At 65.6% G+C, this 23,538-nt stretch carries 17 protein-coding genes; 10 read left to right on the forward strand and 7 right to left on the reverse strand.

Translation table 11 applies throughout. The features are described from left to right. Positions 1–154: 154 nt before the first annotated feature. On the reverse strand, positions 155–1,645 hold the full coding sequence (locus FHT19_RS12015) for an FAD-dependent oxidoreductase (RefSeq protein WP_169475299.1): 1,491 nt from the start codon (positions 1,643–1,645) through the stop codon (positions 155–157). Between the two features lie 132 nt (positions 1,646–1,777). Here FHT19_RS12015 and FHT19_RS12020 point away from each other — a divergent pair, with 132 nt between their 5' ends. Both FHT19_RS12020 and FHT19_RS12025 read left to right on the forward strand, forming a co-directional pair. Beyond that, positions 1,778–2,188: a MarR family winged helix-turn-helix transcriptional regulator gene (locus FHT19_RS12020; RefSeq protein WP_169475300.1), complete on the forward strand. Its 411-nt coding sequence runs from the start codon at positions 1,778–1,780 to the stop codon at positions 2,186–2,188. A 197-nt stretch (positions 2,189–2,385) separates the two neighbouring features. Continuing rightward, positions 2,386–3,810, forward strand: coding sequence for a methyl-accepting chemotaxis protein (locus FHT19_RS12025; protein ID WP_169475301.1), 1,425 nt, complete (start codon positions 2,386–2,388; stop codon positions 3,808–3,810). Between the two features lie 30 nt (positions 3,811–3,840). Here FHT19_RS12025 and FHT19_RS12030 read toward each other — a convergent pair whose 3' ends face one another. Next, positions 3,841–4,845 carry a LacI family DNA-binding transcriptional regulator gene (locus tag FHT19_RS12030; RefSeq protein ID WP_168557369.1) on the reverse strand — a complete coding sequence of 335 codons (1,005 nt, stop codon included), beginning with the start codon at positions 4,843–4,845 and terminating at the stop codon, positions 3,841–3,843. Between the two features lie 368 nt (positions 4,846–5,213). On the opposite strand from FHT19_RS12030, the gene FHT19_RS12035 reads away from it, so the two are divergent. From FHT19_RS12035 to FHT19_RS12055, 5 genes are all read left to right on the forward strand, one after another. Next, positions 5,214–6,452 (forward strand): MFS transporter, encoded by a 1,239-nt coding sequence (locus tag FHT19_RS12035; protein ID WP_169475302.1) that lies wholly within the window; start codon positions 5,214–5,216, stop codon positions 6,450–6,452. Further along, positions 6,445–7,158 (forward strand): SDR family NAD(P)-dependent oxidoreductase, encoded by a 714-nt coding sequence (locus FHT19_RS12040; protein WP_168557367.1) that lies wholly within the window; start codon positions 6,445–6,447, stop codon positions 7,156–7,158. Before FHT19_RS12035 ends, FHT19_RS12040 begins: the two co-directional genes overlap by 8 nt. A gap of 35 nt (positions 7,159–7,193) precedes the next feature. After that, positions 7,194–9,260 (forward strand): TonB-dependent receptor, encoded by a 2,067-nt coding sequence (locus tag FHT19_RS12045; protein ID WP_169475303.1) that lies wholly within the window; start codon positions 7,194–7,196, stop codon positions 9,258–9,260. 77 nt (positions 9,261–9,337) lie between these two features. Then, positions 9,338–10,747, forward strand: a complete 1,410-nt coding sequence (locus tag FHT19_RS12050) for a hypothetical protein (RefSeq protein WP_169475304.1) — start codon at positions 9,338–9,340, stop codon at positions 10,745–10,747. Positions 10,748–10,779: 32 nt separating this feature from the next. Next, positions 10,780–12,495, forward strand: coding sequence for a hypothetical protein (locus tag FHT19_RS12055; RefSeq protein WP_169475305.1), 1,716 nt, complete (start codon positions 10,780–10,782; stop codon positions 12,493–12,495). A gap of 102 nt (positions 12,496–12,597) precedes the next feature. Here FHT19_RS12055 and FHT19_RS12060 read toward each other — a convergent pair whose 3' ends face one another. Beyond that, positions 12,598–14,970, reverse strand: coding sequence for a TonB-dependent receptor (locus FHT19_RS12060; RefSeq protein ID WP_169475306.1), 2,373 nt, complete (start codon positions 14,968–14,970; stop codon positions 12,598–12,600). A 287-nt stretch (positions 14,971–15,257) separates the two neighbouring features. Further along, entirely contained in the window at positions 15,258–15,785 is a 528-nt protein-coding gene (locus FHT19_RS12065; RefSeq protein ID WP_169475307.1) for a MarR family transcriptional regulator, read from the reverse strand. A 188-nt stretch (positions 15,786–15,973) separates the two neighbouring features. Here FHT19_RS12065 and FHT19_RS12070 point away from each other — a divergent pair, with 188 nt between their 5' ends. Genes FHT19_RS12070 through dhaL form a run of 3 tightly spaced genes read left to right on the forward strand, consistent with a single transcriptional unit; the run spans position 15,974 to position 20,267 of the window. Next, positions 15,974–17,182 (forward strand): cytochrome P450, encoded by a 1,209-nt coding sequence (locus FHT19_RS12070; RefSeq protein WP_169475308.1) that lies wholly within the window; start codon positions 15,974–15,976, stop codon positions 17,180–17,182. Beyond that, a complete protein-coding gene (locus tag FHT19_RS12075; RefSeq protein WP_169475309.1) occupies positions 17,182–18,528 on the forward strand; it encodes an MFS transporter in 1,347 nt (448 codons plus the stop codon). The genes FHT19_RS12070 and FHT19_RS12075 overlap by 1 nt, the downstream gene beginning before the upstream one ends. An 11-nt stretch (positions 18,529–18,539) precedes the next feature. After that, positions 18,540–20,267, forward strand: a complete 1,728-nt coding sequence (dhaL, locus tag FHT19_RS12080; RefSeq protein WP_169475310.1) for a dihydroxyacetone kinase subunit DhaL — start codon at positions 18,540–18,542, stop codon at positions 20,265–20,267. 137 nt (positions 20,268–20,404) lie between these two features. Here dhaL and FHT19_RS12085 read toward each other — a convergent pair whose 3' ends face one another. The 3 genes from FHT19_RS12085 to FHT19_RS12095 are packed head-to-tail and all read right to left on the reverse strand — an operon-like array spanning position 20,405 to position 23,533. After that, on the reverse strand, positions 20,405–21,238 hold the full coding sequence (locus tag FHT19_RS12085; RefSeq protein ID WP_169475311.1) for a CoA ester lyase: 834 nt from the start codon (positions 21,236–21,238) through the stop codon (positions 20,405–20,407). Then, positions 21,235–21,687, reverse strand: coding sequence for a MaoC family dehydratase (locus FHT19_RS12090; RefSeq protein ID WP_169475312.1), 453 nt, complete (start codon positions 21,685–21,687; stop codon positions 21,235–21,237). Before FHT19_RS12090 ends, FHT19_RS12085 begins: the two co-directional genes overlap by 4 nt. A 4-nt stretch (positions 21,688–21,691) precedes the next feature. Further along, positions 21,692–23,533 (reverse strand): acetyl/propionyl/methylcrotonyl-CoA carboxylase subunit alpha, encoded by a 1,842-nt coding sequence (locus FHT19_RS12095; protein ID WP_169475313.1) that lies wholly within the window; start codon positions 23,531–23,533, stop codon positions 21,692–21,694. Positions 23,534–23,538 lie beyond the last annotated feature (5 nt).

Genomic DNA, 23,538 nt, shown 5'->3' on the forward strand with positions numbered 1-23,538 from the left:
GGCCTTTTACAGGGCAACCCCTGCGGGGCTGGACCAAAAACCGCCATTTCCACGTCGGCTCGGCTAGCAATAGGCCCACTATTGCTTCACCTCGCCTCCTTGAACTGGCGGTTTTTGCCTCCAGCCGTGGCGCTGTGGAATTTGTCCACGCCGCCTAGGTCGGGCCAAGCCCGGCCAGTGCCAGGCAGGCATCGAGCGTGGTGGCCTGATCGATGATGATCGCGCCGATATAGCCGTCCGGGCGGACGAGAACGCAGTCGCCGGGATGGACGCCATAGGCGGCCTGAAATTGTCCGGCGTCGTCGGCAAAGGCACCGTGTTTTCCGATTGCGTGGACTTGCAGGCCAGGCCTGGCCGCGAGTGGGGCGGTGCCAAAGCAAAGCAGCGTCCAGTGCGGCCCCTTGAACAGATCGAACAATCGGTGCTGCTGGCCCGCCGCATCGCGAACGAGAGCATCGGGTGCGCGGTCTCCGGCCTGCAGGTCTCCCGATCGACTGGGCGTGGGCATGGCGAGCGGCGATTCCCGATAGCCAAGATCGAGTTGGTGCACGTTGCGCCCGCGGCGCATCTCGCCGCTTTTCAGCGCATAGAGCAACCCGGTTGCTAGTCCAAGCATCGCTTGTGCGACGGGGCGGCGTTCGGCTTCATAGGTGTCGAGCAGCGCAAGCGGAGCACCGTGAATGACCGCGTCCAGCTTCCAGCCGAGATTGTAGGCATCCTGAACGCTGGTGTTCAGCCCCTGTCCGCCGGTCGGCGGATGCGTGTGCGCGGCATCGCCGACGAGGAAGGTGCGTTGGGCACGATAGCGATCGGCGAGCCGCGCGTTCATTTTGTAAGCCGATGCCCAGGATACCGAATGCACCAGCAGATCGTGCCGGGCGGACCGCTCGCGCAGCAGCGTCGTCAAGCCCTGCGCAGACAGATCCACCTCGCCATCCATCGCGACCGGTCCTTGCAGTTGGAAGAGATCGGTTCCGGCCAGCGGGCAGGCAGAAATCTGGCGTTGCCGATCATCCAGGCCAAAGCGGTGCCATACGTCGCGCGACAGGCCGGTAAGGACAACGTCGGCGACGATCGCACGCACGCCAAGCGTCTTGCCAGGGAAGCCGATGTCGAGTGTGCGACGAATGAAAGAGCGGCCGCCGTCCGCGCCGACGAGCCAGCGGGTGCGCAACGTTTCCTCGCCTGCCTTTGTCGCAAGGCGAGCGGTCACGCCATGATCGTCCTGGGTAAAGCCGGTCAGTTCGCAGCCGAAGACCGGCTGGTGGCCCAATTCAGCCAACCGCTCGCGCATGACGCGCTCGGTCAGGAACTGCGGTATCATCAGCGGCAATGGGTACGGTTCCGAGAACGTGGGCAAACCTGCTTCCATCATGTCGGAGTCGATGAAGCTGCCGTCTTGCTGGTACGCGCGCTGCCTGGGGTAGGGGCCGCCCAGGGCAAGGATCCGATCGATAATGCCAAGGTCTTGGAAAACTTCCTGGGTACGGGGCTGGATCGCCTTGCCGCGCGAACCGCGGAACGGTTCCTCCAGCTTGTCGATCAGGCGAAACGAGATGCCGCGCCGCGCCAGGTCGATGGCCAGCGTCAGCCCAGCGGCACCTGCGCCGCAGATCAGCACATCCGCCGCGAAACCGTTTGTCATAGCAAACTCCATGTGTGTATTATGCACACATATCGGGGTGGCTGATCGGAGTCAAACTTAAAAGTGCATAATACACTTAATTCCGCTCTCCTGCGGGAGCTGCACGGGGCGCTGATCGATATCGTCAGTGTGATGAATCGTCCCCAGCGCGACGAGGCAATGGTGCGCGAGGCGGGCATCGCGCTCGATCGCGCGCTGTTTCCGTTGCTGGTGATGGTCGAGCGGCTTGGGCCGATCGGCATTGTCGACCTGGCCGACCGCGTGGGGCGCGATTACACGACGGTAAGCCGCCAGGTGACCAAGCTCGAAAGCCTCGGTTTGGTTGAACGCCGCGCTAGCCAGGCGGACGGCCGTGTGCGCGAGGCAACGATTACTCCCCAGGGCAAAACCCTGACCGACAAGATCGACATGGCGCGCGAGGCCATGGCGCGCGCGATATTTGCCGATTGGCCAGAGCAAGATGTTGCCGATCTGGTCCGGCTGATGCGCCGCTTTGCAGATGCGGTGCAGGTAGACCCAGCCGAGCGGGACCGGGAAGCCTAGGCGGGGGTTTGCCGCGACAGGCAAGCGGGGAAGGGCAAAGAACCCGCTCGCCATTCGCGCCCGGCACGTGCGGCGGAATGGGGCCAACTACCTAGGGCGGCTATAGACCAAGGCTAACGGACCGCGCGCTAAGGTGCCTGCATTCGTGTGAGTCTGTTGTGCTGCGTGTTGGGCGCGGCTGGATATCGGAGTGGCCCATGCTGTCCTGGTTCAGGGAAATTGCCCCGATCCGCACCAAATTTCGCTTTCTCGTGGCGATGCAGGCGATCCTGGCGGTGGCGACCGTTGCCGTCGTCATCGTCGTGGTCGAAGATATCGTGACTAGCCACGCCGTTACGCTGATCATCCTGACGCTATCTCTCGCATCGGTGGCCATGCTTGCCTGGGCTGGCAAGACCATCTGCGATCCCTATGTCGCCACGGTCTTGCGCATGGAAGCGCTGGCCGCCGGTGACCTGGATTCACCGGTCAGCTTTACCGCCTATCAGGATTGCGTCGGGCGTCTGACGCGGGCCATGGCCATGTTTCGACAGCAGGCGGTGGTCCTGCGCGAGGACGCGGCGATCCAGCAGCGCGTCGTTTCGGCGATGGCTGGCGCCCTTCGGCGATTGGCCGCCAACGACCTGACGGCGCGCGTCGATGAGACCTTGCCCGGAGAATACGGCAAGCTGCGCGACAACTTCAACAGCGCGGCTGAAGCGCTCGATGCCGCGTTCCATGGCGTGGCCCATTCCGCTGCCGATATCCTCAACGGCTCTGCAGAAATCCGTTCTGCATCCGATGATCTTTCGGCGCGTACCGAGCAGCAGGCCGCGGCGCTCGAGCAAAGCACATCGGGCATTGCCGAAGTGACGCAGACGGTGCAGCGCAACGCCGCGGCCGCGCAAGCCGTTGCGCAGAACGTGCGCGATGTTCAGGTGGAGGCGCGGCAAGGGGGCACCGTCGTGGCCAAGGCAGTAGCGGCCATGACCGGCATCCAGAATTCTTCGGACGAGATTGCCCAGATCATCTCGGTCATCGACGGGATTGCCTTCCAGACCAATCTGCTGGCGCTGAACGCCGGCGTGGAAGCGGCGCGCGCAGGCGAAAGTGGCAAGGGCTTTGCCGTGGTCGCCACCGAAGTGCGGGCACTGGCCCAGCGGTCTGCGGACGCGGCAACCCAGATCCGCACGTTGATCAATGCCAGCACCGAGCAGGTGCGCGATGGCGTGGGCCTGGTCGGCGCGACCGGTGACGCGCTTGCCGCCATCGTCGACAGCATCGACCAGATCGCGACATCGGTCATCGCGATCGCCGAAACAGCGGCCAGCCAGTCCAATTCATTGGAGCGTGTCAGCGCCACTGCCGGCGAAATGGACCGCATGACCCAGCAAAATGCGGCGATGGTGGAACAGAGCAACGCGGCCGCACGGCAATTGGCCGATCAATCGGCCCGGCTGTCTCAGCTTGTTCAGGGATTCCACATTTCCCGGACAGCCGCCGCCCCCATCGCAGCGCCCAAACCGGCAGCCATGCTGGCAAGCGATCGCGTCATCGCGCCCGCGCCCATGCCCGTGCCTGTGCCCGTGCAACGGCCAGTGGCCACGAACCTGGCTGTGGCCGAAAACTGGTCGGAGTTCTGATCGTCATTGGCAACGGGATCGCACGGGGTTTCAGGTGCGGTGCGTCCCGCCGCTGGCACGCAGGACCAGTTCGCCTTTGAGGCGTTCAACGCCGGTGACGGTGTTGCCCTCTTCAATCTGGTCGATCAGGACGCTGAGCGTGCGATCGACCATCGCTTCCAAGGGCGCGGCATAAGTAGCCAGTTCGAACGCTTGCCAGCCGGCCGCCGGGGCATCGTCAAACCCGAACACCGCCACTTCGCGGCCTGGAACCAGGCCCAGGTCCCGCACCGCCTGGACCGCGAACAGACCCATGAAGTCGGTCACGCAGAACAGCGCATCGGCAGGATCGGGCCGGTCCAGCAGGTCGCGCACCGCGCGATAGGTCCCCTCGGCGGTGAATTCGCCACAGGCCTGGAGCAAGCGCGCTTCGGCATGTTCAGCCACCGCATCCTTGAAATGCAGCGCGCGTTCGGATCCGGCCGAGCTTTCCGCCAGGCCACTGATCAGGCCCAGCCGGCGCCGTCCCTGCCCAAGCAGATAGGCCGCAATGGCGCGTGCGCCATGGGCGTTGTCGGCGCAGACGCCGGGAATGCGTTCTTCGGGATCGATGTTGTTGAGCATGACCACCGGCAGTCCTGCCGCAAGGCATTCGCGCGCGGCGAGCGTGGCAAGGCTGGACGAGGCAAAGATCACGCCGTCGAGCTGGTAGCGCAGCAGTTCGTCCAGAACCGGGTCGAGGCTCGCCTGGCCATGGGTGATGAACAGCACGATGCGGTAGCCGGCTGCCGCTGCACGTTCATGGAGCTGTTCCACCAGCGCTGGATAGAACTGGTTGTCGAGGCTGGTGATCGCCAGCCCCAGCAAGCGCGACCGGCTGGTGATCAGCGAGCGGGCATTGGCATTGGGACGGTAGCGCAGCAGCCGCGCCGCCTCGAGGATGCGCTGCCGCGCGTCTTCAGACACCAAGCCGCCGGTGAACGCGCGCGACACGGCGGATTTGGAGACACCCGCCACGCGGGCGACGTCGGCACCCGTAGCGCGCCGCCCGTTCATGATGACATGTTTCGTTGCATGACCGCAGCGGTAACATCACTGGGAAGGATTGCAAAGCCGCGATCCGATTTCTCCGATAGCCATCCATTGCCAAATTGAATTTGTCGAATCCCCGCAAACACGGTCATTCAGCACACTACATATCGGGAGAGAAACAGCGACGCGCGAAAGCGTCACGTCCAAAGGTGGGAGCGATTGCAGTGGTACTCGGCCATTGCCGAAGCCGCAGTTTGCGCATGCCCCGCCTTGCGGCGCCCCCAGCCAAAGGGGCGTCCGACATTGCTTGATGTTGAAGTGGCAGGCTTGGCCAGGGCCGCCCGGTGTGGGCGCGCGGCCGCCCGTCTTTGCGCGATCCCCAAGGAGCACAGATGAGACAGAACAGAAATCCAGGCGTGATGACGGGAATAGCGTTGCTGTTGCCGATCACGCTTTCGACCATGGCGATCGTCTTGCTGGCGCCGGTCCTGCCGGGGATACTGGCCGAATTTTCCGGCGTGCCTGGACATGAATACTGGGTGCCCATGATCTTGACGATCCCGGCACTGTGCATTGCGCTGTTTTCGACTCTGGCAGGCTTGCTCGGCGATGTGTTCGGGCGGCGGCGCCTGCTGGTTGCGTCGTTCGTGATCTATGCGATCGTGGGCGTGGCACCGGTGTTCCTGCGGGACCTGGGGGCGATCCTGGTCAGTCGCATCGGCGTGGGCATCGCCGAGGCGCTGATCATGGTGCTCTCGACCACGATGATCGGTGATTACTTTCACGGTGCCGCGCGCGACAAATGGTTGGCGGCGCAAACCGCGTTCGCCTCGGTATCGGCGCTGCTGTTCTTCAACATCGGCGGCCAATTGGGCAATTTCGGCTGGCGCACGCCGTTCTGGGTCTATCTTTCGGCCCTGCTCATGCTGGCGCTGGTCCTTTGCTTCACGTGGGAGCCCAAGGATGCAGCGGCGCAAGACGGCGGCGCTGCAGCCGCCGGACAGGCGCCGGCGCGTGGCTGGGCCGGATTTCCCTGGGCACGCATGCTGCTGATCCTTGCGATCACCGTCTATGGCGCGATCTTCTTCTACACCGTGCAGATCCAGGCTTCGGCAGGCCTTGCCGTGCTTGGTGTCACCAACCCGGCGCGCGCCGGCTTCCTGACCTCGATCGCCAGCATCGGCGTGCCGTTGGGAACATTCATCTATTCGCGCATCGGGCGCTGGCCGGTGCAGCGTCTACTGGTGATCGAATTCGGCTTTCTGGCGGTCGGTTTCCTGCTGATGGGCCGCGCGGAAACGACCGGCGCTTTCGTGGTGGGGTGCTTCATCAACCAGCTTGGCGCTGGCCTGCTGCTGCCGACCTTGCTGGTCTGGGCGATGAGCCTGCTGGCCTTTGAAGTGCGCGGTCGCGGCGCGGGCATGTGGCAGAGCGCCTTTGCCCTGGGGCAGTTCCTCAGCCCCGTGGTGGTGACTTTTGCCGCCACCCATGCCGGCGGCCTGCAAAACGCCTTTGCCGTGATGTCCGGCGGTGCGGTGGCGGGGCTGGTGGTCCTGCTGCTGTGTGCCAGCCGGATTGCCCGGGTGGGCGACATCGACGAGGCCGGGCTGAAAGTCGGCGTCCATGGCTGAGCGGCTTGCGGGAAAAGTGGCCGTCGTCACTGGCGCGGCCAATGGCATCGGCGCGGGCGTGGCCGCAGCGTTCGCCGACCAGGGCGCCACTGTCATTGGCGTGGACCAGGCCGGGTGTGACCACGCCTGCGATCTGACCGACGAAGCTGCGGTTACGGCGCTGTTTGGCCGCATCGGGGAAACGCATGGGCGGATCGATATTCTGGTCAACGCGGCGGCCTATGCCGTGTTCGCTTGGATCGAAGAGCTTTCCTACCAGGATTGGAAGCGCACTCTGGCGTGCGAACTGGACATCGTGTTCCTGCCCACCCGCGCTGCCTGGCCTTTGCTCAAGGCCAGCGGCCGGGCCAGCGTGATCAACTTTGCCAGTGCCAATGCCTATCATGCGCTGCCGGGATCGGCCGCGCTGGCGCATTGCGCGGGCAAGGGCGGCGTGCTGGCAATGACGCGGCAACTGGCCATGGAAGGTGCGCCGCACGGGGTGCGGGCCAACACCATTTCGCCTGGTTTCATCCGCACGGCGGCAACCGATCGCCACTTGGCTGCCGACCCGGCGCTCAAGGCGCAAATCCTCGCCAAGAACATGCTGCCGATGCTGGGAGAACCGCAGGACATCGCCTTTGCCGCGATCTGGCTTGGCAGCGACGAGGCCCGGTACGTGACGGGTGCCGATTTCTCCGTCGATGGAGGCGCCACCGCCTGGTGAAAGTATTGCATTCAAATCAAAAAATGGGAGGATGTATGAAACAGTCGATTTACGCCCGCGCTTTGCCGGCACTGTGCCTGGCCGTGGTCTGCGCGCCAGCCCATGCGGCCGATGCTACCCCGCCCCAGGGCGATAGCGACAGCAATGGCGGCGAGGGCAAGGTCTCGCTCGGCGATATCATCGTGACGGCGCAGAAAACCGCTTCCACGCTGCAAAAGACCCCGATGTCGATCTCGGTCGTGGGCGGCGAGGCCGTGGCGCGCATGGCGCAGACTGCTGCCGATGAAGTTCTCAAGGGCGTTGCGGGGGTCGAGGTGCAGGGCGCCGCGCGCGGGCAGGTCATCGCCATTCGCGGCCTTGGCACCGATACGCCGTCCGGCGTGGGCGAAAGTTCGGTTTCGACCAATTTCGACGGCGTCTATTCGATCCGCGCCGAATCCAACACGCTGGGTTTCTATGACCTGGAGCGCGTCGAGGTGCTGCGCGGGCCGCAGTCCACGCTGTATGGCCGCAACGCCACGGCCGGCGTGGTCAACATGATCAGCGCCAATCCCAAGCTGGGCGATCGCGCGATGGCCATCACGGTGGGCGCTGGCAATTACGACCTTGTGCGCGGCGAGGCCATGATCAACCTGCCGCTGGCCGATACGGTGGCCTTGCGCGTTTCGGGCACTGGCATTTCCCGCGATGGCTATCTCAACAACGGCCACAGCGACCAGAAAGGCGCCGGCGTGCGCGCCAAGTTGCTCTGGGAACCAAGCGCCGACGTTTCGGTCCTCACCGGCTTCGAAGGTGCCTGGCTCAAGGGCCACGGCAGCGGCGCGGTCGAGGTGGCGAATTTTGACGCCGGCAAACCCTATACCACGGCCGATTCCAGCATCGGTGGCCAGGATTACTTTGGCTACAAGGCGTGGAGCCAGGTCGACTGGAAAGTGGGACCGGGCACCGTCACGTTCATTCCCGCCTACCAGCACGGCCACGGCGTGAACAATGGTGTGTTCGGCGGCCGCGGCACATATGGCCAGGACCCGGCCAAGATCGACCAGGGCAGCGCCGAACTGCGCTATGCCGCCGCACCCGGCGCCCCGGTGCAGTGGATCGTGGGCCTCTATCATTATGACTACAGCCAGTTCACCTTTTCGCTCGACAACGCCACGTACGGAAGCACCGCGGGCTACAGCTACAACCGGGGCATTTCCAATGCGGTATTTGGGCAGGTTACCGTACCTGTGGCGCCGGGCCTGCGGCTTGTGGGCGGCATGCGCGAGACCTGGGACCGGCGCCGCGCCAGCGGGACGGATTCTGCCGGAAACATCGTGGGTGGCCGACTGAGCAACAGCTTCTTCGATTACCGCGCTGGCGTGGAATACGATGTCGGCGCGCATTCGCTGGCCTATGTTACGGCCTCCAGCGCGTTTCGCCCCGGTGGGGTGAGCCCATTCGATGGCAAGACCTTCCTGCCCGAACGGCTCCATGCCTATGAGGCCGGTCTCAAGAACCGCCTGTTCGACAACCGGCTGCAGTTCAATTTGAGCGGGTTCTACTACGATTATTCGAACTATCAGGTGGTGGACTTCTTCATCGGCGCCACCGGGCCCAACCTGGTGTTCTATAACGTGGATGCGCGCAATTATGGTCTGGAGCTGGATGCCCAGGCCGCGTTGAGCGCGGCCGATACGGTCAACCTGAGCGCCACTTATCTCGCCTCGCGGATCGAGGGCGATCTGATCCTGCACCCGTCCGATCCCTTCACCCCGGTGAACTTCAAGGGCGAGCGGCTGCCGCACGCGCCGCGCTGGACGGTGAAGGGCGGCTATCAGCATGTGTTCGACATGGCAGGCGCGGGTTCGCTCACCGCGCGGGCCGATGCCCGCTATGTGACGCGGCAATATCTTGCGCCCAACAATACCGCTGGTGCCACGCAGGAAGCCTATGGTGCGCTCGACGCTTCGCTCGCCTGGCGATCGGCCAACGATCGCTACAGCCTCACCGCGTACATGAAGAACATCACCAACAAGGCGGTGAAGACCGGCTATTTCGTCGGCTACGTCACTGTCGCCGCTCCCAAGACTTATGGCGTGACGGCTTCGGCGCGCTTTTGATCGGGCAGCTGCGCGCGCTGCTTTGGCGGCAGCGCCCGCCTTCTTCCTCCCCTCTGTTCCTTGGAAGGCAGGATTTCATGGTCTCCCCCCATTCGCTCGTGCAGCGCGTTGGCGCGCGCGCACTGGCCGTTCCGGCCATTGCCTGGCCACTGCTGGCGCTTGCCCAACCGGCCGGTGCCCCGCCGCCCGGCCCACCGCCGGCCATGCCCCAGATGGCCGATACCCACTACCAGAGCGCCATCGCCGTGCGCGAGGGTGTCTTGGTGCAGGGCCAAGCAGGGCCACGGCTCGACGCCAGCGGTTCCACCGGGCTTTCACTCCATCTGACGCGCGATGGCTACAACGGCGTGATCGTCAGCGGCGGCCGCAGCGCCTTTACGCTGCGCCGTGCGCAGATAGACCTCAAGGGCCAGGGCAAGAACGATTTCCTCGCGATCGGTGCCGGTGTCCTGGTGCGCGAAAACGCGGCTGTGGTGATCGACCATGCCACGATCCGCACGGCGGGCGCGGTGGCATCGGCGCTGGCCGTGGCCGAAGGCGCGACGTTGCGGGTCTATGACTCGGTCCTGGTGGCAGCGGGCGGGCCGCTGCCGCCAGGCTATGTCCGCCACATCGGGCCGGGAATGATGGAGCCGCCGCCACCCCTGGGCCTCGATGGCACGGCGCGCACCGTGCTGGCGATGAGCAACGCGCGCGCATATTTCTACCGCACGACGATCGAGGCGGATGGCTGGGGCGCGCTGTCGACCGACGCCGCGGGCGATCACCTCTATGTCGAAGCAAACGACTGCGTGCTGCGGGTCAAACGCCGAGGCTATGCCGCCTATGCCGATTTCGGCGCCCATGTCGTGCTGAACCGCACCAGGGTGGAAAGCGGCGCAGAAGCCGGAATCATCGCCGGCGCCGCGCAGATCGACATGAATGGCGTGACCGGTACGGCTGGCCGCAACGGGGTGATGATCCATTCGGTGATGGGCAATCCGCAGGAAGTGGCGCTGCTCAACCTGACAGGCACGACGCTGGCCAGCGCTGGCCCGGCAATTCTGGTCAAGAGCGCCAACGCCACGATCACCGTTGCCGGCGGCAGCTTGCGCAGCGCGAGCGGCCAATTGCTGGACATGCGCAAGAACGATGACGCCAATGCTACCCGGACGGACGGCGCCAGAGTGCCCGGCGTGCGGCTTGTCCTGCGCCAGACCACGCAGGCTGGATCGGTCAGCAACAGCGATCCCGACCGCACGCTGACTCTGTCGCTCGAGGGCGCACGGCTGGAAGGTGCGCTCAATCATGTGGTGTTTGCAGCCGATGCCGCCAGCCATTGGCGGGCCAGCGCCGCGTCCACCATCACGCTGGCATCGCCGGCGGCCGTGGCGGCGATCGATGCACCCGGCTCGGTCACCGTCACGGCCATCAGCGCCGATCCCGCGCTCGCGGCCGGCTCTCGCCCGCTGCCTTCGGGCGGCACGCTCATCGTCGTGCGCCCGTAAAACTCTCGCTTCCAGCCCATAGGAAACCATCCATGCACCGTTATGCAAAGATCCCTTCGCTGCTCGGCGCTTCCCTGCTGGCCTTGGCCGGCGGAACCGCTCTTGCCGAAACCGCGCCGGCTATCGTGGCTGCCTCCATCACCACCAGCGATCTTGTAATCGCGCCGCAGTCCGTCCCGGCGGCGCCCGCGGGCAAGCTGCTGACCCTGACAGTCGATGGCGTGGAAATGCCGCTTGCGCCCGGCCATTACACCGGCAACGTGGCGCTGACCGTGACCGACGACATCCCGGTCGATTACCACAAGGTCATGCTGCACCACTTCCGCGCCGCAGCCTATGTCGAGAACGGCGTGCTGGTGCCGGCCAAGTCTGTCACCGCGGCGCTTTCGCCACAGGCGACGGCCAGCGATGGCGTGCTGGCCAATGCCGCGATCACCTCGCACGGGGAACGTTTCAACGGCATCGTCGTGGCCGGCACGGGTGCCTATCGCATCGACCATCCGGTCATCGAATTCACCGGCAACGGCGGCAACGATTTTGCCGGATATGGCGCGGGGATCGTGGCCACCGACAATGCCGATGTGACCATCGACCGCCCGATCATCCGCACCACCGGCGCCATCCGCACGGCAGTGTTCGTGGGCGGCAATGCCACTGTCCATGTCAACGACGCCGAGATCGAGGTGCGCAACGGCACGCTGCCGCCCGACTACAAGTTCACTGTCGACATGGGCAAGATGATGGAAGTGCCATGGATGCTGGGGCTTTCCGGCAATGTCCGCGCCACCAACCTGGTGGGCAACGGCACGGTCTTTTACAACCGTTCGCACATCCGCGCCCAGGGGTGGGGGGCCGTCTCCACCGATGACAGCGTGCGCGTGCGGATGTACGTCAACGACAGCCTGATCGAGACGGTGGACAGCGGCTATGGCTGCTATTCGATCGGCGACAGCATCGACACGTTCGCGCATTCGATCGTGCGCGCGGCCGATGTCGGCTGCATCATGGCCGCGCAGGGCAGCGTGACGTTTACCGACGGAACGCTGGTGGAAAGCGGTCGCTTTGGCGTGATGATGCATTCTGGCGAGGGTGGCGGCAGCCTGCGGATCGACAAGGGCAGCCATCTGCGCGCGCGGGAAACCGCGATCGAGGTCAAGGGTATCGGCACCACGGTGCTGGTGGATGGTGCCACGGTCCAGGCCGGCAATGGCGTAATCCTGCAATCGATGGATAACGACGATCCGTTCATGAAGGCGATCATGCGCGGCGAAATTCCCGCCGGCATGGCCGCGCCGCCGCCCGGCGTTGCCGAGGCCGACAAGAAGGGGCCTGCACCCAGCCCCGATGTGGTGGCCACGTTTCGCAACACGAGCCTGGCGGGCAACTTCTTCAACGCGCGGTCCAGGAACAGCGCGATGATCCTGCACTTTGAAAACGCCAGGCTTGCCGGGCAGATCGCGACATCGACCACTGCCCCGGCGCTGGGCAAGGAACCCACGGCCGTGACCTATCGGGAAATCGGCCGGGTGACGAACACGGCGGGGTTCGTTGCGGGCAGCGCGGGCGTGGAGGTCATCCTCGATGCCACCTCGCACTGGACGGTGACGGGGCCATCGTACTTGCGCGCGCTGACACTCGCGCCAGGCGCGCGACTGGAATCCACGCGCGGCAAGGCGGTCATGCAGATCGATGGCAAGACCGTGCCGATCCGGCCAGGTACCTATCGGGGTGCGATCATCGTGAATTGACCCGTTCGCAGGCTGCATTCCTTCCCGGACGGCCTGCATACCTCGATGCCTGGGGTCTGTGAGCAAGCGCAGACACCAGGCATCTTCTTTACGCCGCAGGGGTCAGAAGTTGCGACGCAGGCTGACTTTCCATTCGCGGGGCAGGGCGGGCTGGCCCACCACGATCCCGATCGGGTAACGGATCTTGTTCAAGTAATAGAACTTGTTGAACATGTTGGTGACCGAGACGGCCAATTGCCAGTCGTGCGCGGCATCCTCGAACATGATCCGGGCATTGGCGAGCGCATAGCCATCCACCTTGCCGAGCGGGTTGTTGTCGATGTTCGAGAAAAACGAGGACTGGTAGTTGATGTCGAAGCGCGGGGTGAGGGTACCGGCCTGGCCCAGGGCAAAGGCATATTGCACGCCGCCGCCGAACTTCCATTCGGGAGCATAGGGTGCCCTGTTGTCGAGCGTGATGCCGCGAATGGTCGCGCCTGTGGCGCCGATCCGCGTCAACTGGAAGCCCAGCCAACTGCCCGAGGCATCGATCGAAAGGCCGGCAATCGGGCGCAGGGTCAATTCCGCTTCCACGCCCTTCATCGTCGCGTCGCCCGCGTTGACCGAGGTGGCGTTGGTCACGCTGTTGGCCGTGGGTGACACGTTGGTGAAGACGATGTCCTTGTACTTGTTAAGGAACAGCGACAGGTTGAGGCGCACCGCGCGGTCGAGGAAATCGGTCTTGGCACCCACTTCCCAAGCCGTGAGGGTTTCCGGGTTGAAGGCCACGGCCTGTTCGGCGGCGAACGGCCGGGGGTTGACCCCGCCACCCTTGTAGCCGGTGGAGAACTGGGCATAGGTCATCACGTTGCGCGACCAGCGATAGTCGATATTGGCGCGATAGTCCCAGCGCGTGGCGGCAAACTTGCCGGTGACGCCGTTGATTGCCCCGGCCACGGTGTAGGCCGGCTGGCTCACGTCATAGGGGTTGAGGCGACCATAGGTGTAGGTCTTCTTGTCGTCGGTATAGCGGATGCCGCCGGTTAGCGTCAGCGCGTCGGTCAGCTTGTAGGCGGCATGGGCAAAGCCGGAGACGCTGCGTGCCGGGATGCGGTCACGCGTCACGTAGAAATTCTGCGTGGCGGTGCCGGGGGCGATGAACGTCACGCCGCCAAAGCGGCTGGTGGCCTTGTAATAGAAGCCGCCGACGGTCCATTCCAGCTTGTCGGCCAGCGAGGAACCGCTCAGCCGCGCTTCCTGGGTGAATTGCTCGTGATCGTAGATGTAGTTGGCCGAATTGGTCGAATAGGGCGTAAGGTCGAGGTCCGAACCATAGCTACCCTTGTAGCGCTGGTAGGCAGAAATCAGCTTGAGCGCGAGGCCCGGGCCGAACTTGTAGTCGACCGTGCCATAGACTTCGCGGCCCGAGACCTTGCTCACCGGCGGTATGTACGTGGCGCCGTGGCTGCCGGTGGCATCGGTGAAAGGCAGGTTCAGGTACGTCGCATAGTTGGTGTAGGAATGGGCGCCCGTGATGAACTGCGACGGATCGGTGCCCGCCGGCATCGAAGCGGTGGTGGTGAGCGAAAGCAGCTTGCTCGCGCCGATTTCGGAATGGTCCTCGGTCGCCATGCCGACCAGGTTTACTTCCAGCTTGTCGCTTGCCAGCCAACGCAGGGCCACGCGTCCGGCCTGCATGTTCTGGCCGCCTTCGGTGCCAAGCTTGCAATCAGCGCCTGTGGTGGCCGCCGGCACGCCGCTCGACGGGTTGAGGCAACCGTAGTCGAGGCGGGTGAGGTAGCCGTCACGCGTCTTCGACACGCCCGAAACGCGCACGAACAGGCTGTCGGGCACAAGCGCAAAGTCGGCGCTGCCTTTCAGTTCGATGCGGTTGAATGCACCATAGCCGGCCTCGACATAGCCATGCCCGCTGCCCGTCGGCTTGGCCGAGTACAGCTTGACCGCACCACCGATCGAGTTCTTGCCCGCCAGCGTGCCCTGCGGACCGCGCAGGATTTCCACGCGATCGAGGTCGAGCAGATCGAAGATCGAGCCGAGCAGGGTGCCGTGGAACACGTCGTCCACGTACATGCCCACGCCCGGTTCGAAGGCGAAGCTGCTGTCATATTGGCCGATGCCACGGATATAGACCTGCGCTGCAGGGCCGAACACCGAGCCGCCGGGGCGAATGTTCACGTTGGGGGCAGCGGCGGCCACATCGACCACGGTGCCAAGGCTGCGGTTCTGGATCGCGGCGGCATCGACGGCGGTGATCGCCAGCGGCGTATCCTGCAAGCGCTGCGATCGAAACTGCGCGGTCACGATGATCTCGCCATTGGGAGGCGTGCCGTTGGCAACTTCGCCAGCGGTTTGCGCCTGGGGCGCGGCTTCCGGGGTTTCCTGCGCCAGGGCAGGCGCGGCCAGCGAAAGGCCGGCGACGACCGCCAGGCTGGCACCGGCCAGCGAGCGCAGGCGGCGGGCACGGGTTTGCGTCATGGGCAACATGGTCTCTGTTCTCCCCCAAATATCTTGTCTGGATCGGCGGTAGGCCGCGCGCCGCGCATCTGGCGCGGACGCAAGCCTCCGTTGGCACCTGGGCAGTGCCGAAAAAACGAATGGGCCGTGTAGGGCGGAATGCACGAAGGCCGGCGCGGTGCGCCCGGGGACATGCGGTGCGGTCAGGCTAGTGGCAGGTCATGCACAAAGATCCCCTCTGCATCGCTCTATTGGCGAATTCGTTGGGGCTCTTTTGGTTTACATAGCAACCTATGTCAAGCGGTCTGTCACGTCGTTGGCGTCTCGCCCCGCTCTACCGCCAGCGGATCGATGGCGTTGGCCAGTTCCATGTTGCTGGCCATGCGGGCCAGGTAGCCGAGCACGATGGTCTTCTCGTTGGGCGAAAAGCCATCGAGCAGAAGGGCTTCGCGAGCGAGCGAAACCGCCACGATCCGGTCGTGCAGGGCATAGCCTTCTTCGGTCAGGGTGATCGGCCGCGACCGTGGGGAATCGCCCACCGTGACCAGTCCACGCCCTTCCAGAATCTGCATCGAGCGGCTGGTGATCGACTTGTTCATCACCAGAATCTCTGAAATTTCGGCCGCTGTCAGCGGTCCGCTGTGCGCCACCACCGTGATGATTCGCGCCTCGTTGATGCCGATCCCGAAGTGCTTGAGATAGATGCGCGACTGGCCGCGCTCCATCCCGTTGGCCAGGACCACCAGATAGTGCGGCACATAGAGATGGCGGTCGATGACCTTTCGCGAGCTGGGGCGCGAAACCGGCGACGGGGAAGGCTGGCTCTTGGTGTTCATTCGCTTCTTGTGCGGGTTTCGTGGCGCATGCGCAAGGCTGTGACGCGCAACCCGGATTGACAGCAATAGGTTGCTATGTAAACTAACAGGCAAAAGAGGATGCCCAGCCCGAACCCCGACGCCCACCGGTGTTCATCGCCAATGGCGGGGCATCCTTGCGCACATCTTCCATCTTGCCCAGGATTCCCATGACCGACGCTTCCCGTGCGGCATTGCGTGTGCCCGCCCTCGATTTCGATCTCTTCTCCGCCGAGGTGATGGCCCGTCCCGACCATTACGACACGCTGGTACGCGAGACCGCCCCGGCGGTTTTCCTCGAACGCCGCGGTGTGTGGGCCGTGGGGCGCCATGCCGATGTCCACGCGGTGTTCTCCGACTGGGAAAGCTATTCCTCGGCTTCCGGCACGGGCTTCACCAATATCCGCAAGCAGGGCAACTGGCGCCAGCCCAGCCTGATCCTGGAAAACGACCCGCCCGAGCATGGCAAGTATCGCCGCCTGCTCAATCGCATCCTGTCGCCCGCCGTGCTACGCCGCCTGCGCGAGGATTTCGCCGCCACGGCCGAGCACATCGTCGAGGCCGCGCTGGAAAAGGGCACGGTCGATCTCATGGCAGACGTTGCCGAAGCCTTTCCTTTCGCCGCGCTGCCCGATGCCGTGGGCTTTCGCAAAGAGGATCGCCGCAACCTGCTGATCTATTCCGAACTCAATTTCAACGCCATGGGCGAGAAGAACGCGCTTTACCGCGCGGCTCTCGAACGCGCGACGCCGATACTCGACTGGGTGGTGGCGAACTGCCGGCGCGAAGCGGTCGCGCCCGATAGCCTGGGCGCCGCGATCTTTGCCGCGGCAGACGCGGGCGAAATCACGGAGGATGAAGCCGGCCTGCTGGTGCGCATCTTCATCTCGGCCGGCATGGACACCACGATCAATGGCATCGGCTTTGCGCTGGAAGCATTGGCCCAACGGCCCACCGACTGGGCTCGGGTCCATGCCGATCCTGGCCTGGCCCGCGCGGCCTTCGACGAAGGCCTGCGCTATCGCGCGCCCAGTCCCTATATCGGCCGCACCACGACGCGCGCGGTCGAGATCGGCGGTGTGCCGATCGGCGCGGAGGAAAAGGTCATCCTGTTCATCGCTGCTGCCAATCGCGATCCACGCCAGTGGGCCGATCCGCACCGCTTCGATCTCGATCGCAAGACATCGGGCCACCTCGCGTTCGGCTTTGGCATCCACGCCTGCGTCGGGCAGATGATGGCGCGCATGGAAGCCGATATCCTGATCTCCACCCTCGCCCGCAAGGTCGCGCGGCTGAGCGTGGCGGGCGAGCCTGAATACCAGCGCATCAATTGGCTGCGCGGCCTCGCCAGCCTGCCTGTCACGCTGGAGCGCGCCTGATGCGTCGCTCCGCTGTGCCAGGCCTTGGCGCCGATGGCTATCCCGTGCCCTGGCGGGCCTGGCTGGTCATCGCGGTGCTGCTGCTCGCCTATACGGTGGCGTTCGTCGATCGCCAGATATTGAGCCTGATGGTGCAGCCGATCCGCGCCGACCTGGGCCTTTCCGACACCGCCGTCAGCTTGCTTCACGGTTTTGCCTTCGCCATCTTCTACACCTTCCTGGGCATGGCGCTGGGCCGCTGGGCCGATCGCGGTAACCGCAAGGCACTGATGGTGGGCGGGATGGTGCTGTGGTGCCTGGCGACCGTTGCCTGCGGCTTCGCCACCAGCTTTGGCACGCTGTTCGCCGCGCGCATTCTGGTGGGCGTGGGCGAGGCGACGCTTTCGCCCGCGGCCTATTCGCTGATTTCCGATACGTTTGCCCCCGCCCGGCGTGGCCGCGCAATGAGCACCTATACCATGGGGATCTTCGTCGGTTCGGGCGTGGCACTGATCCTGGGTGGCATGGCGGTCACGGCCACGGCCAATCATGCGGCGGTCGTCCTGCCCGTGGTCGGGTCGGTTCGCGCCTGGCAAGCGGCCTTCATGATCGTGGGCCTGCCCGGCCTGCTTGTGGCCGGGCTCATGCTTGCGTTGCGCGAACCGGCCCGCCAGGAACGGGGGGCGGCCAAGGATCTGCCGGGCATGGCGGAGACTTTCGCCTTTTTCCGTGCTCGCGCGGGGACGCTGCTGGCGATCGTCATCGGCTTCGGGGTCAACGCGATCATCAGCTATGGTCTGTCGGCGTGGGTGCCCTCGCTGTTCATCCGCGTCCACCACTGGAGCGCGGGGGAAGTGGCCTTTGCCTATGGCGTGATCCTGCTGACGGCGGGCTGCGCGGGCATTCTCGCCGGCGGCTGGCTGGCCGATCGCTGGACCGCGGCGGGCCATGCCGACGGTGCCTTGCGCGCGTCGCTGGTGGGCATGGCGGCGGTGATCCCTGTCGTTCCTTTCATCGGCCTCGCGCCTACGCCGGCGCTCGCGCTGGCGGCGCTGGCTTGGACCAGCTTCTTCCTCGGCGTGCCAACCGGGATTGCCCCGGCGGCGCTCCACGCGATCACCCCCAATGAATTCCGGGGGCAGGTCACCGCGCTCTATCTCTTTGCCATCAACCTCATCGGGCTGGGCTTTGGCCCCACTCTCGTGGCGCTCGCCACCGACCATCTGTTCGGTTCCGACCTTGCGGTGGGCCATGCCCTGGCGCTCGTCACCGCGCTGGCGGCGTTCATCGCATTTGCTCTGATCGCCTGGGTTCGGCGTGGCTATGGTGCCGCGGTCACCGCCATGCGCGCGACGCCCGCACTCTGAAAGGATTTGTCATGAAGAAGTTGATCAACGATCCCGCGTGCGTCGTCGAAGAGATGGTGGAAGGGCTGGTTCTGGCTGACAGCCGCCTGGTGCGTCTGCCCGACGAGACCGTGGTGCTGCGCGCCGACCATGCCGCACTGCGCGGGCGTGGCCAGGTGGCGATCATCTCGGGCGGCGGGTCGGGCCACGAGCCGGCCCATGCCGGCTATGTCGGGCCAGGCATGCTCACGGCCGCCGTTGCGGGGCCGGTGTTCACCTCGCCCAGCGTCGACGCCGTGCTCAAGGCGATCCTTGCCGTGGGCGGCCCGGCCGGCGTGCTGCTGATCGTCAAGAACTACACCGGCGACAAGCTCAACTTCGGTCTCGCTGCGGAGATCGCGCGCAGCCACGGGGTGCCGGTGGCCGTGGTGCTGGTGGGTGACGACGTGGCCTTGGGGGACAGCAACGCCGCTGTTGGACGACGCGGCATCGCCGGCACGATCCTGGTTCACAAGATCGCCGGCGCTGCCGCCGAGGCGGGGTTGTCGCTCGACCAGGTGCATGCCGAGGCACAAGCCGCCGCCGACAACCTCGCCTCGATGGGCCTCGGACTTTCGGCCTGCATCGTGCCGGCCGCCGGGCATCCCGGGTTCGAACTAGGTGACGACGAAGTGGAGTTCGGCCTTGGTATCCACGGCGAAAGTGGCGTGCGCCGTGCCAAGATCGGTACTGCCGACGCCATGCTCGAAGACCTGGTGGAGCGCATTTTGCGTTATGGCGGGTTCGTTGCGGGTGATGAAGTGGCGTTGATGGTCAACGGCCTGGGTGGCACCCCCGCGCTGGAACTGGCGATTGCCACGCGCTTTGCACTCCAACGGCTGACAGGGGCTGGGCTGGTGGTTCGTGCTGTCCAGGCCGGCACGTTCCTCAGTGCGCTGGAAATGGCGGGCTGCTCGCTGTCGGTCATGCGGCTAGACGCGTTGCGCGCGCAACGCCTGCTGGCAGCGACGCAGGCGCCGGCCTGGAATGCGCCCACGATTCCCGCCACGCAGATTGCCCTGGCCGATCCCGTGACCCTTGCCGAAGAAGACGCGGTGACCGGTCCGGCCTGGGCCAATGCGGCGCAGGCAGCGGACCTCGCCGCTGCGATCCGTGCCGTGATCGCGCGGCTGCGCGAGGCCGAGCCCGAACTGACGCGGCTTGACAGTGCGGTGGGCGACGGCGACCTGGGCATCAGCCTGGCGCGTGGCGCCGATAGTCTCGACGCCGCCTTTGCCACGCTTGATTGCGCCCATCCCGCCCGCGCCTTGGCGCAAGTCTCTGCCCTGCTGCGCCGCTCGCTGGGCGGAACGTCCGGGCCGCTTTATGCCATGGCCGTGCTGCGCGCGGCCCGCGCGCTGGAACAGGAAGCCGATCCCGCCGATCCGGCTGCATGGGCGCGGGCGCTCGACGCGGGTTGCCAGGGCATGATGGCGCTCGGCGGCGCTGCCCCCGGAGATCGTACCATGCTCGACGCTCTGGTTCCCGCCACGGCGGCGCTGGCGCAGTCAGATGGAACCTGGACCCAGCGCGTGGCAGCGATGCATGCCGCTGCCCAGGCCGGGGCGGACGCGACAAGGGCCATGATCCCACGCAAGGGGCGATCCAGCTATATCGGGGACCGCGCCGCCGGCCATCCCGATCCCGGTGCTGTCGGTGTTGCCTTGTGGATGGGCGCGATCAACGATTGGGCGCAAGCCGAAGCGTCAAGGAAGGGCTGATCACGGCGCCATCAAGGCAATCGCAACGCGCAGACTGCCAATCGGGTCCGTTCGCTTCTCCACGCCGAGTGGATGGCGCTAGCCGGTCAGCGCTACACCCCAAAATATGGGTTCGGTTGGCCCTGCCCGAAGGAGGATCAATCCACCCGCGTCAGGATCGCCCTTGCTTGTTTGAGGTGGGGGCGGTCGATCATGCGGCCGTCCAGTTGGACCACGCCCAGCGTGGGATCGGCTTCGAACAGCGCGACGATGCGGCGGGCGTGGTCCACTTCGGCCGGGGTGGGGGTGAAGGCCTGGTTGATCACCGGGACTTGCGCGGGGTGCAGCGCCATCATGCCGGTGAACCCGTCGCGCCGCCCGCGGGCGGCGTAGGCAGCAAGGCCGGCCATGTCCGACAAGGCGGGATAGACCGTTTCGATCGCCGCAACGCCGGCCTTGTGCGCGGCAAACAGGGTGAGGCTGCGCACCATTTCATACGGCGGGGTATAGCGGCCATCATCCTCGCGCGCGGTGGCGGCGCCGATGGCCGCGGGCAGGTCTTCCGCGCCCCAGGTGAGGCCGCAAAGCGCCGCGCGCACATCGCCATAGCTGCCCAGTTCGAACACGGCGGCCGGCGTTTCGGTGGCGATGGGCAGGATCGGCACGGCTTGCGGCCCCATCATGGCCAGCAAAGTGCCCACGGTTTCAGCCCCTTCGGCCTTGGGCAGCACGATGGCATCGGGCCGGCTGGGCAGCACGGCGGCAAGATCGGCGGCGGCGAGATCGCCATCGACCGGGTTGATCCGCACGAACACCGGGCAGGAACGCGGGCCGGACAGATAGCCTGCCACGGCGGCGCGCGCCATTTCCTTGGCGGCAAGGGCAACCGAATCCTCAAGATCGAGAATGATCGCATCGGCCCCGCTGGCCGCCGCCTTGGCAAAGCGATCGGGCCGGTCGCCCGGAACGAACAGAAGCGAGCGCAGCTTCATGCCGGGCTGCCCGCGATCAGCGCACTGCGCCTGCATTTGCAAACCACCTGGCCGCGCTGGTTGATCAGTTCGTGCGCGAAGGTGACGATGCCGGCACCGGGGCGCGAGCGCGAGGGGCGCAGTTCCACCACTTCGCTGGTGGCGTGGAGCGTATCGCCGATAAACACCGGGCTGGGCATGGTGACGGCGTCATAGCCCAGATTGGCCACCAGCGTGCCCAGCGTGGTTTCCCCCACCGAAAGGCCGACCATCAACGCGAATGTAAAAGTGCCGTTGACCAGGATCTGGCCAAATTCGCTGGCGCGCGCGGCTTCGGCATCGAGGTGCAGCGGCTGGGGATTGTGCGTCATGCACGAGAACAGCAGGTTGTCGGTCTCGGTCACGGTGCGGCGGATCGGGTGTTCGATCCGGTCGCCCACGTGCCAGGCATCGAAGAAACGTCCGCTCATGCCGTCAGTCTTCCTTTTGCACGATGCGCGCGAGCAGGGCATCGACCTGCACTTGCGCGCCGGCCTGCGTTTCCAGCGCCGCCACCACGCCATCGAACGGGGCCAGCAGGGTGTGTTCCATCTTCATCGCTTCCAGCGTCAAGAGCTTTTGCCCCTTGGCGACCACTTCCCCCTGCGCCACCGATACGGCGATGACGCGGCCGGGCATGGGCGCCAGGATGGCGCCGTCGCCCGCGCTGGCGGCATCGCTGGCCTTGTGGTGCCAGGGTTCGAGCAGCCAGGCCTGACCACCTTCGCACACCAGGGTGGACCGGGCCGGGCCACTGGCCGGACGATCGAGCGCCACGTCTATCGCCGCGCCATCGAGCAGGAAGCGCGCGGTGCGCCGGGGCGGGCTGTTCAGGCGCAGGCCCGGCGCCAGGCTCGGTGCCACCAGCCGCGCGGCGGCGCGGGCGAGCGCGGCGGGCGAGGGGGCAACCGCCTGTGCCATCTTGGCGCCATCGCGGCCGATCACGCCGGTATCGACCGTGCCGGCCACGAATTGCGGATGAGCCAGCGCGCGGGTGAGGAACGCGGCATTGGTGCGCACCGGCCATACGGCGGTCTGGTCCAGCATCGCGGAGAGGCGGCGGCGCGCGTCATCGCGGGTGGGGCCTTGGGCGATGACCTTGGCGATCATCGGATCGTAGAACGGGGTGATCGTGTCTCCCTGCGCCACGCCGGTATCGATGCGGCCGCCTTCACCCATGCCGAAATGCAGATGGTCCAGCCGGCCGATGGAAGGGAGAAAACCCTTGGCCGGGTCTTCGGCATAGAGGCGCGCTTCCATTGCCCAGCCGTTGATCGACAGGTCTTGCTGGGTGCGCGGCAGCGGCTCTCCGCTCGCCACCCGGATCTGCCATTCGACCAGATCGACGCCAGTGATCGCCTCGGTCACCGGGTGTTCCACCTGGAGCCGGGTGTTCATTTCCATGAACCAGATGCGGTCGGCGCGCAGCCCTTCCGAGCCATCGGCAATGAATTCCACCGTGCCCGCGCCCTGATAGCCCACCGCTTGCGCCGCGCGCACGGCGGCCTGGCAGACGGCGGCGCGGGTCGCTTCGTCCATGCCCGGCGCGGGGGCTTCCTCGATCACCTTCTGATGGCGGCGTTGCAGCGAGCAATCGCGTTCGAACAGGTGGACGACGTTGCCGTGCGCGTCGCCGAACACCTGCACTTCGATATGGCGGGGCGAAAGGATATACTTCTCGATCAGCACATGGGCATTGCCGAACGCGGCCGCAGCCTCACGCTGGCACGAGGCGAGCGCATCGGCAAAGTCTGCCGCCTGCTCCACCAGCCGCATGCCCTTGCCGCCGCCACCGGCCACGGCCTTGATCAGCACGGGATAGCCGACTTTGGCGGCTTCCTGCGCCAGCCAATCGGCATCCTGGTTTTCACCCAGATAGCCCGGCGTGGTGGGCACGCCCGCCTGCTGCATCAGCGCCTTGGCCGCGTCTTTCAGGCCCATGGCGGAAATCGCCGAGGGCGGCGGGCCGATCCACACCAGCCCGGCATCGATCACCGCCTGGGCAAACTCAGCGTTTTCCGACAGGAAACCATAGCCGGGGTGGACGGCCTGCGCGCCGGTTTCCAGTGCGGCCGCGATGATCCGCTCTCCCACCAGATAGGATTCGCGCGGGGGCGCGGCGCCGATGGCCACGGCCTGATCGGCTTGTGCCACGTGCATGGCTTGCGCGTCGGCTTCGGAATAGACGGCCACGGTGCGCAGGCCCAGGCGCTTTGCCGTGCGGATGATCCGGCAGGCGATTTCGCCGCGGTTGGCGATGAGGATGGATTCAAGCATCGGCA

Source organism: Novosphingobium sp. SG919 (assembly GCF_012932495.1).
Classification (GTDB): domain Bacteria; phylum Pseudomonadota; class Alphaproteobacteria; order Sphingomonadales; family Sphingomonadaceae; genus Novosphingobium; species Novosphingobium rhizosphaerae.

Bases quoted from the DNA above. Each gene is read 5' to 3' on its own strand.
- FHT19_RS12015 (WP_169475299.1), bottom strand. From the start codon at position 1,645: ATGACAAACGGTTTCGCGGCGGATGTGCTGATCTGCGGCGCAGGTGCC.
- FHT19_RS12020 (WP_169475300.1), top strand. From the start codon at position 1,778: ATGAATCGTCCCCAGCGCGACGAGGCAATGGTGCGCGAGGCGGGCATC.
- FHT19_RS12025 (WP_169475301.1), top strand. From the start codon at position 2,386: ATGCTGTCCTGGTTCAGGGAAATTGCCCCGATCCGCACCAAATTTCGC.
- FHT19_RS12030 (WP_168557369.1), bottom strand. From the start codon at position 4,845: ATGAACGGGCGGCGCGCTACGGGTGCCGACGTCGCCCGCGTGGCGGGT.
- FHT19_RS12035 (WP_169475302.1), top strand. From the start codon at position 5,214: ATGAGACAGAACAGAAATCCAGGCGTGATGACGGGAATAGCGTTGCTG.
- FHT19_RS12040 (WP_168557367.1), top strand. From the start codon at position 6,445: ATGGCTGAGCGGCTTGCGGGAAAAGTGGCCGTCGTCACTGGCGCGGCC.
- FHT19_RS12045 (WP_169475303.1), top strand. From the start codon at position 7,194: ATGAAACAGTCGATTTACGCCCGCGCTTTGCCGGCACTGTGCCTGGCC.
- FHT19_RS12050 (WP_169475304.1), top strand. From the start codon at position 9,338: ATGGTCTCCCCCCATTCGCTCGTGCAGCGCGTTGGCGCGCGCGCACTG.
- FHT19_RS12055 (WP_169475305.1), top strand. From the start codon at position 10,780: ATGCACCGTTATGCAAAGATCCCTTCGCTGCTCGGCGCTTCCCTGCTG.
- FHT19_RS12060 (WP_169475306.1), bottom strand. From the start codon at position 14,970: ATGACGCAAACCCGTGCCCGCCGCCTGCGCTCGCTGGCCGGTGCCAGC.
- FHT19_RS12065 (WP_169475307.1), bottom strand. From the start codon at position 15,785: ATGAACACCAAGAGCCAGCCTTCCCCGTCGCCGGTTTCGCGCCCCAGC.
- FHT19_RS12070 (WP_169475308.1), top strand. From the start codon at position 15,974: ATGACCGACGCTTCCCGTGCGGCATTGCGTGTGCCCGCCCTCGATTTC.
- FHT19_RS12075 (WP_169475309.1), top strand. From the start codon at position 17,182: ATGCGTCGCTCCGCTGTGCCAGGCCTTGGCGCCGATGGCTATCCCGTG.
- dhaL (WP_169475310.1), top strand. From the start codon at position 18,540: ATGAAGAAGTTGATCAACGATCCCGCGTGCGTCGTCGAAGAGATGGTG.
- FHT19_RS12085 (WP_169475311.1), bottom strand. From the start codon at position 21,238: ATGAAGCTGCGCTCGCTTCTGTTCGTTCCGGGCGACCGGCCCGATCGC.
- FHT19_RS12090 (WP_169475312.1), bottom strand. From the start codon at position 21,687: ATGAGCGGACGTTTCTTCGATGCCTGGCACGTGGGCGACCGGATCGAA.
- FHT19_RS12095 (WP_169475313.1), bottom strand. From the start codon at position 23,533: ATGCTTGAATCCATCCTCATCGCCAACCGCGGCGAAATCGCCTGCCGG.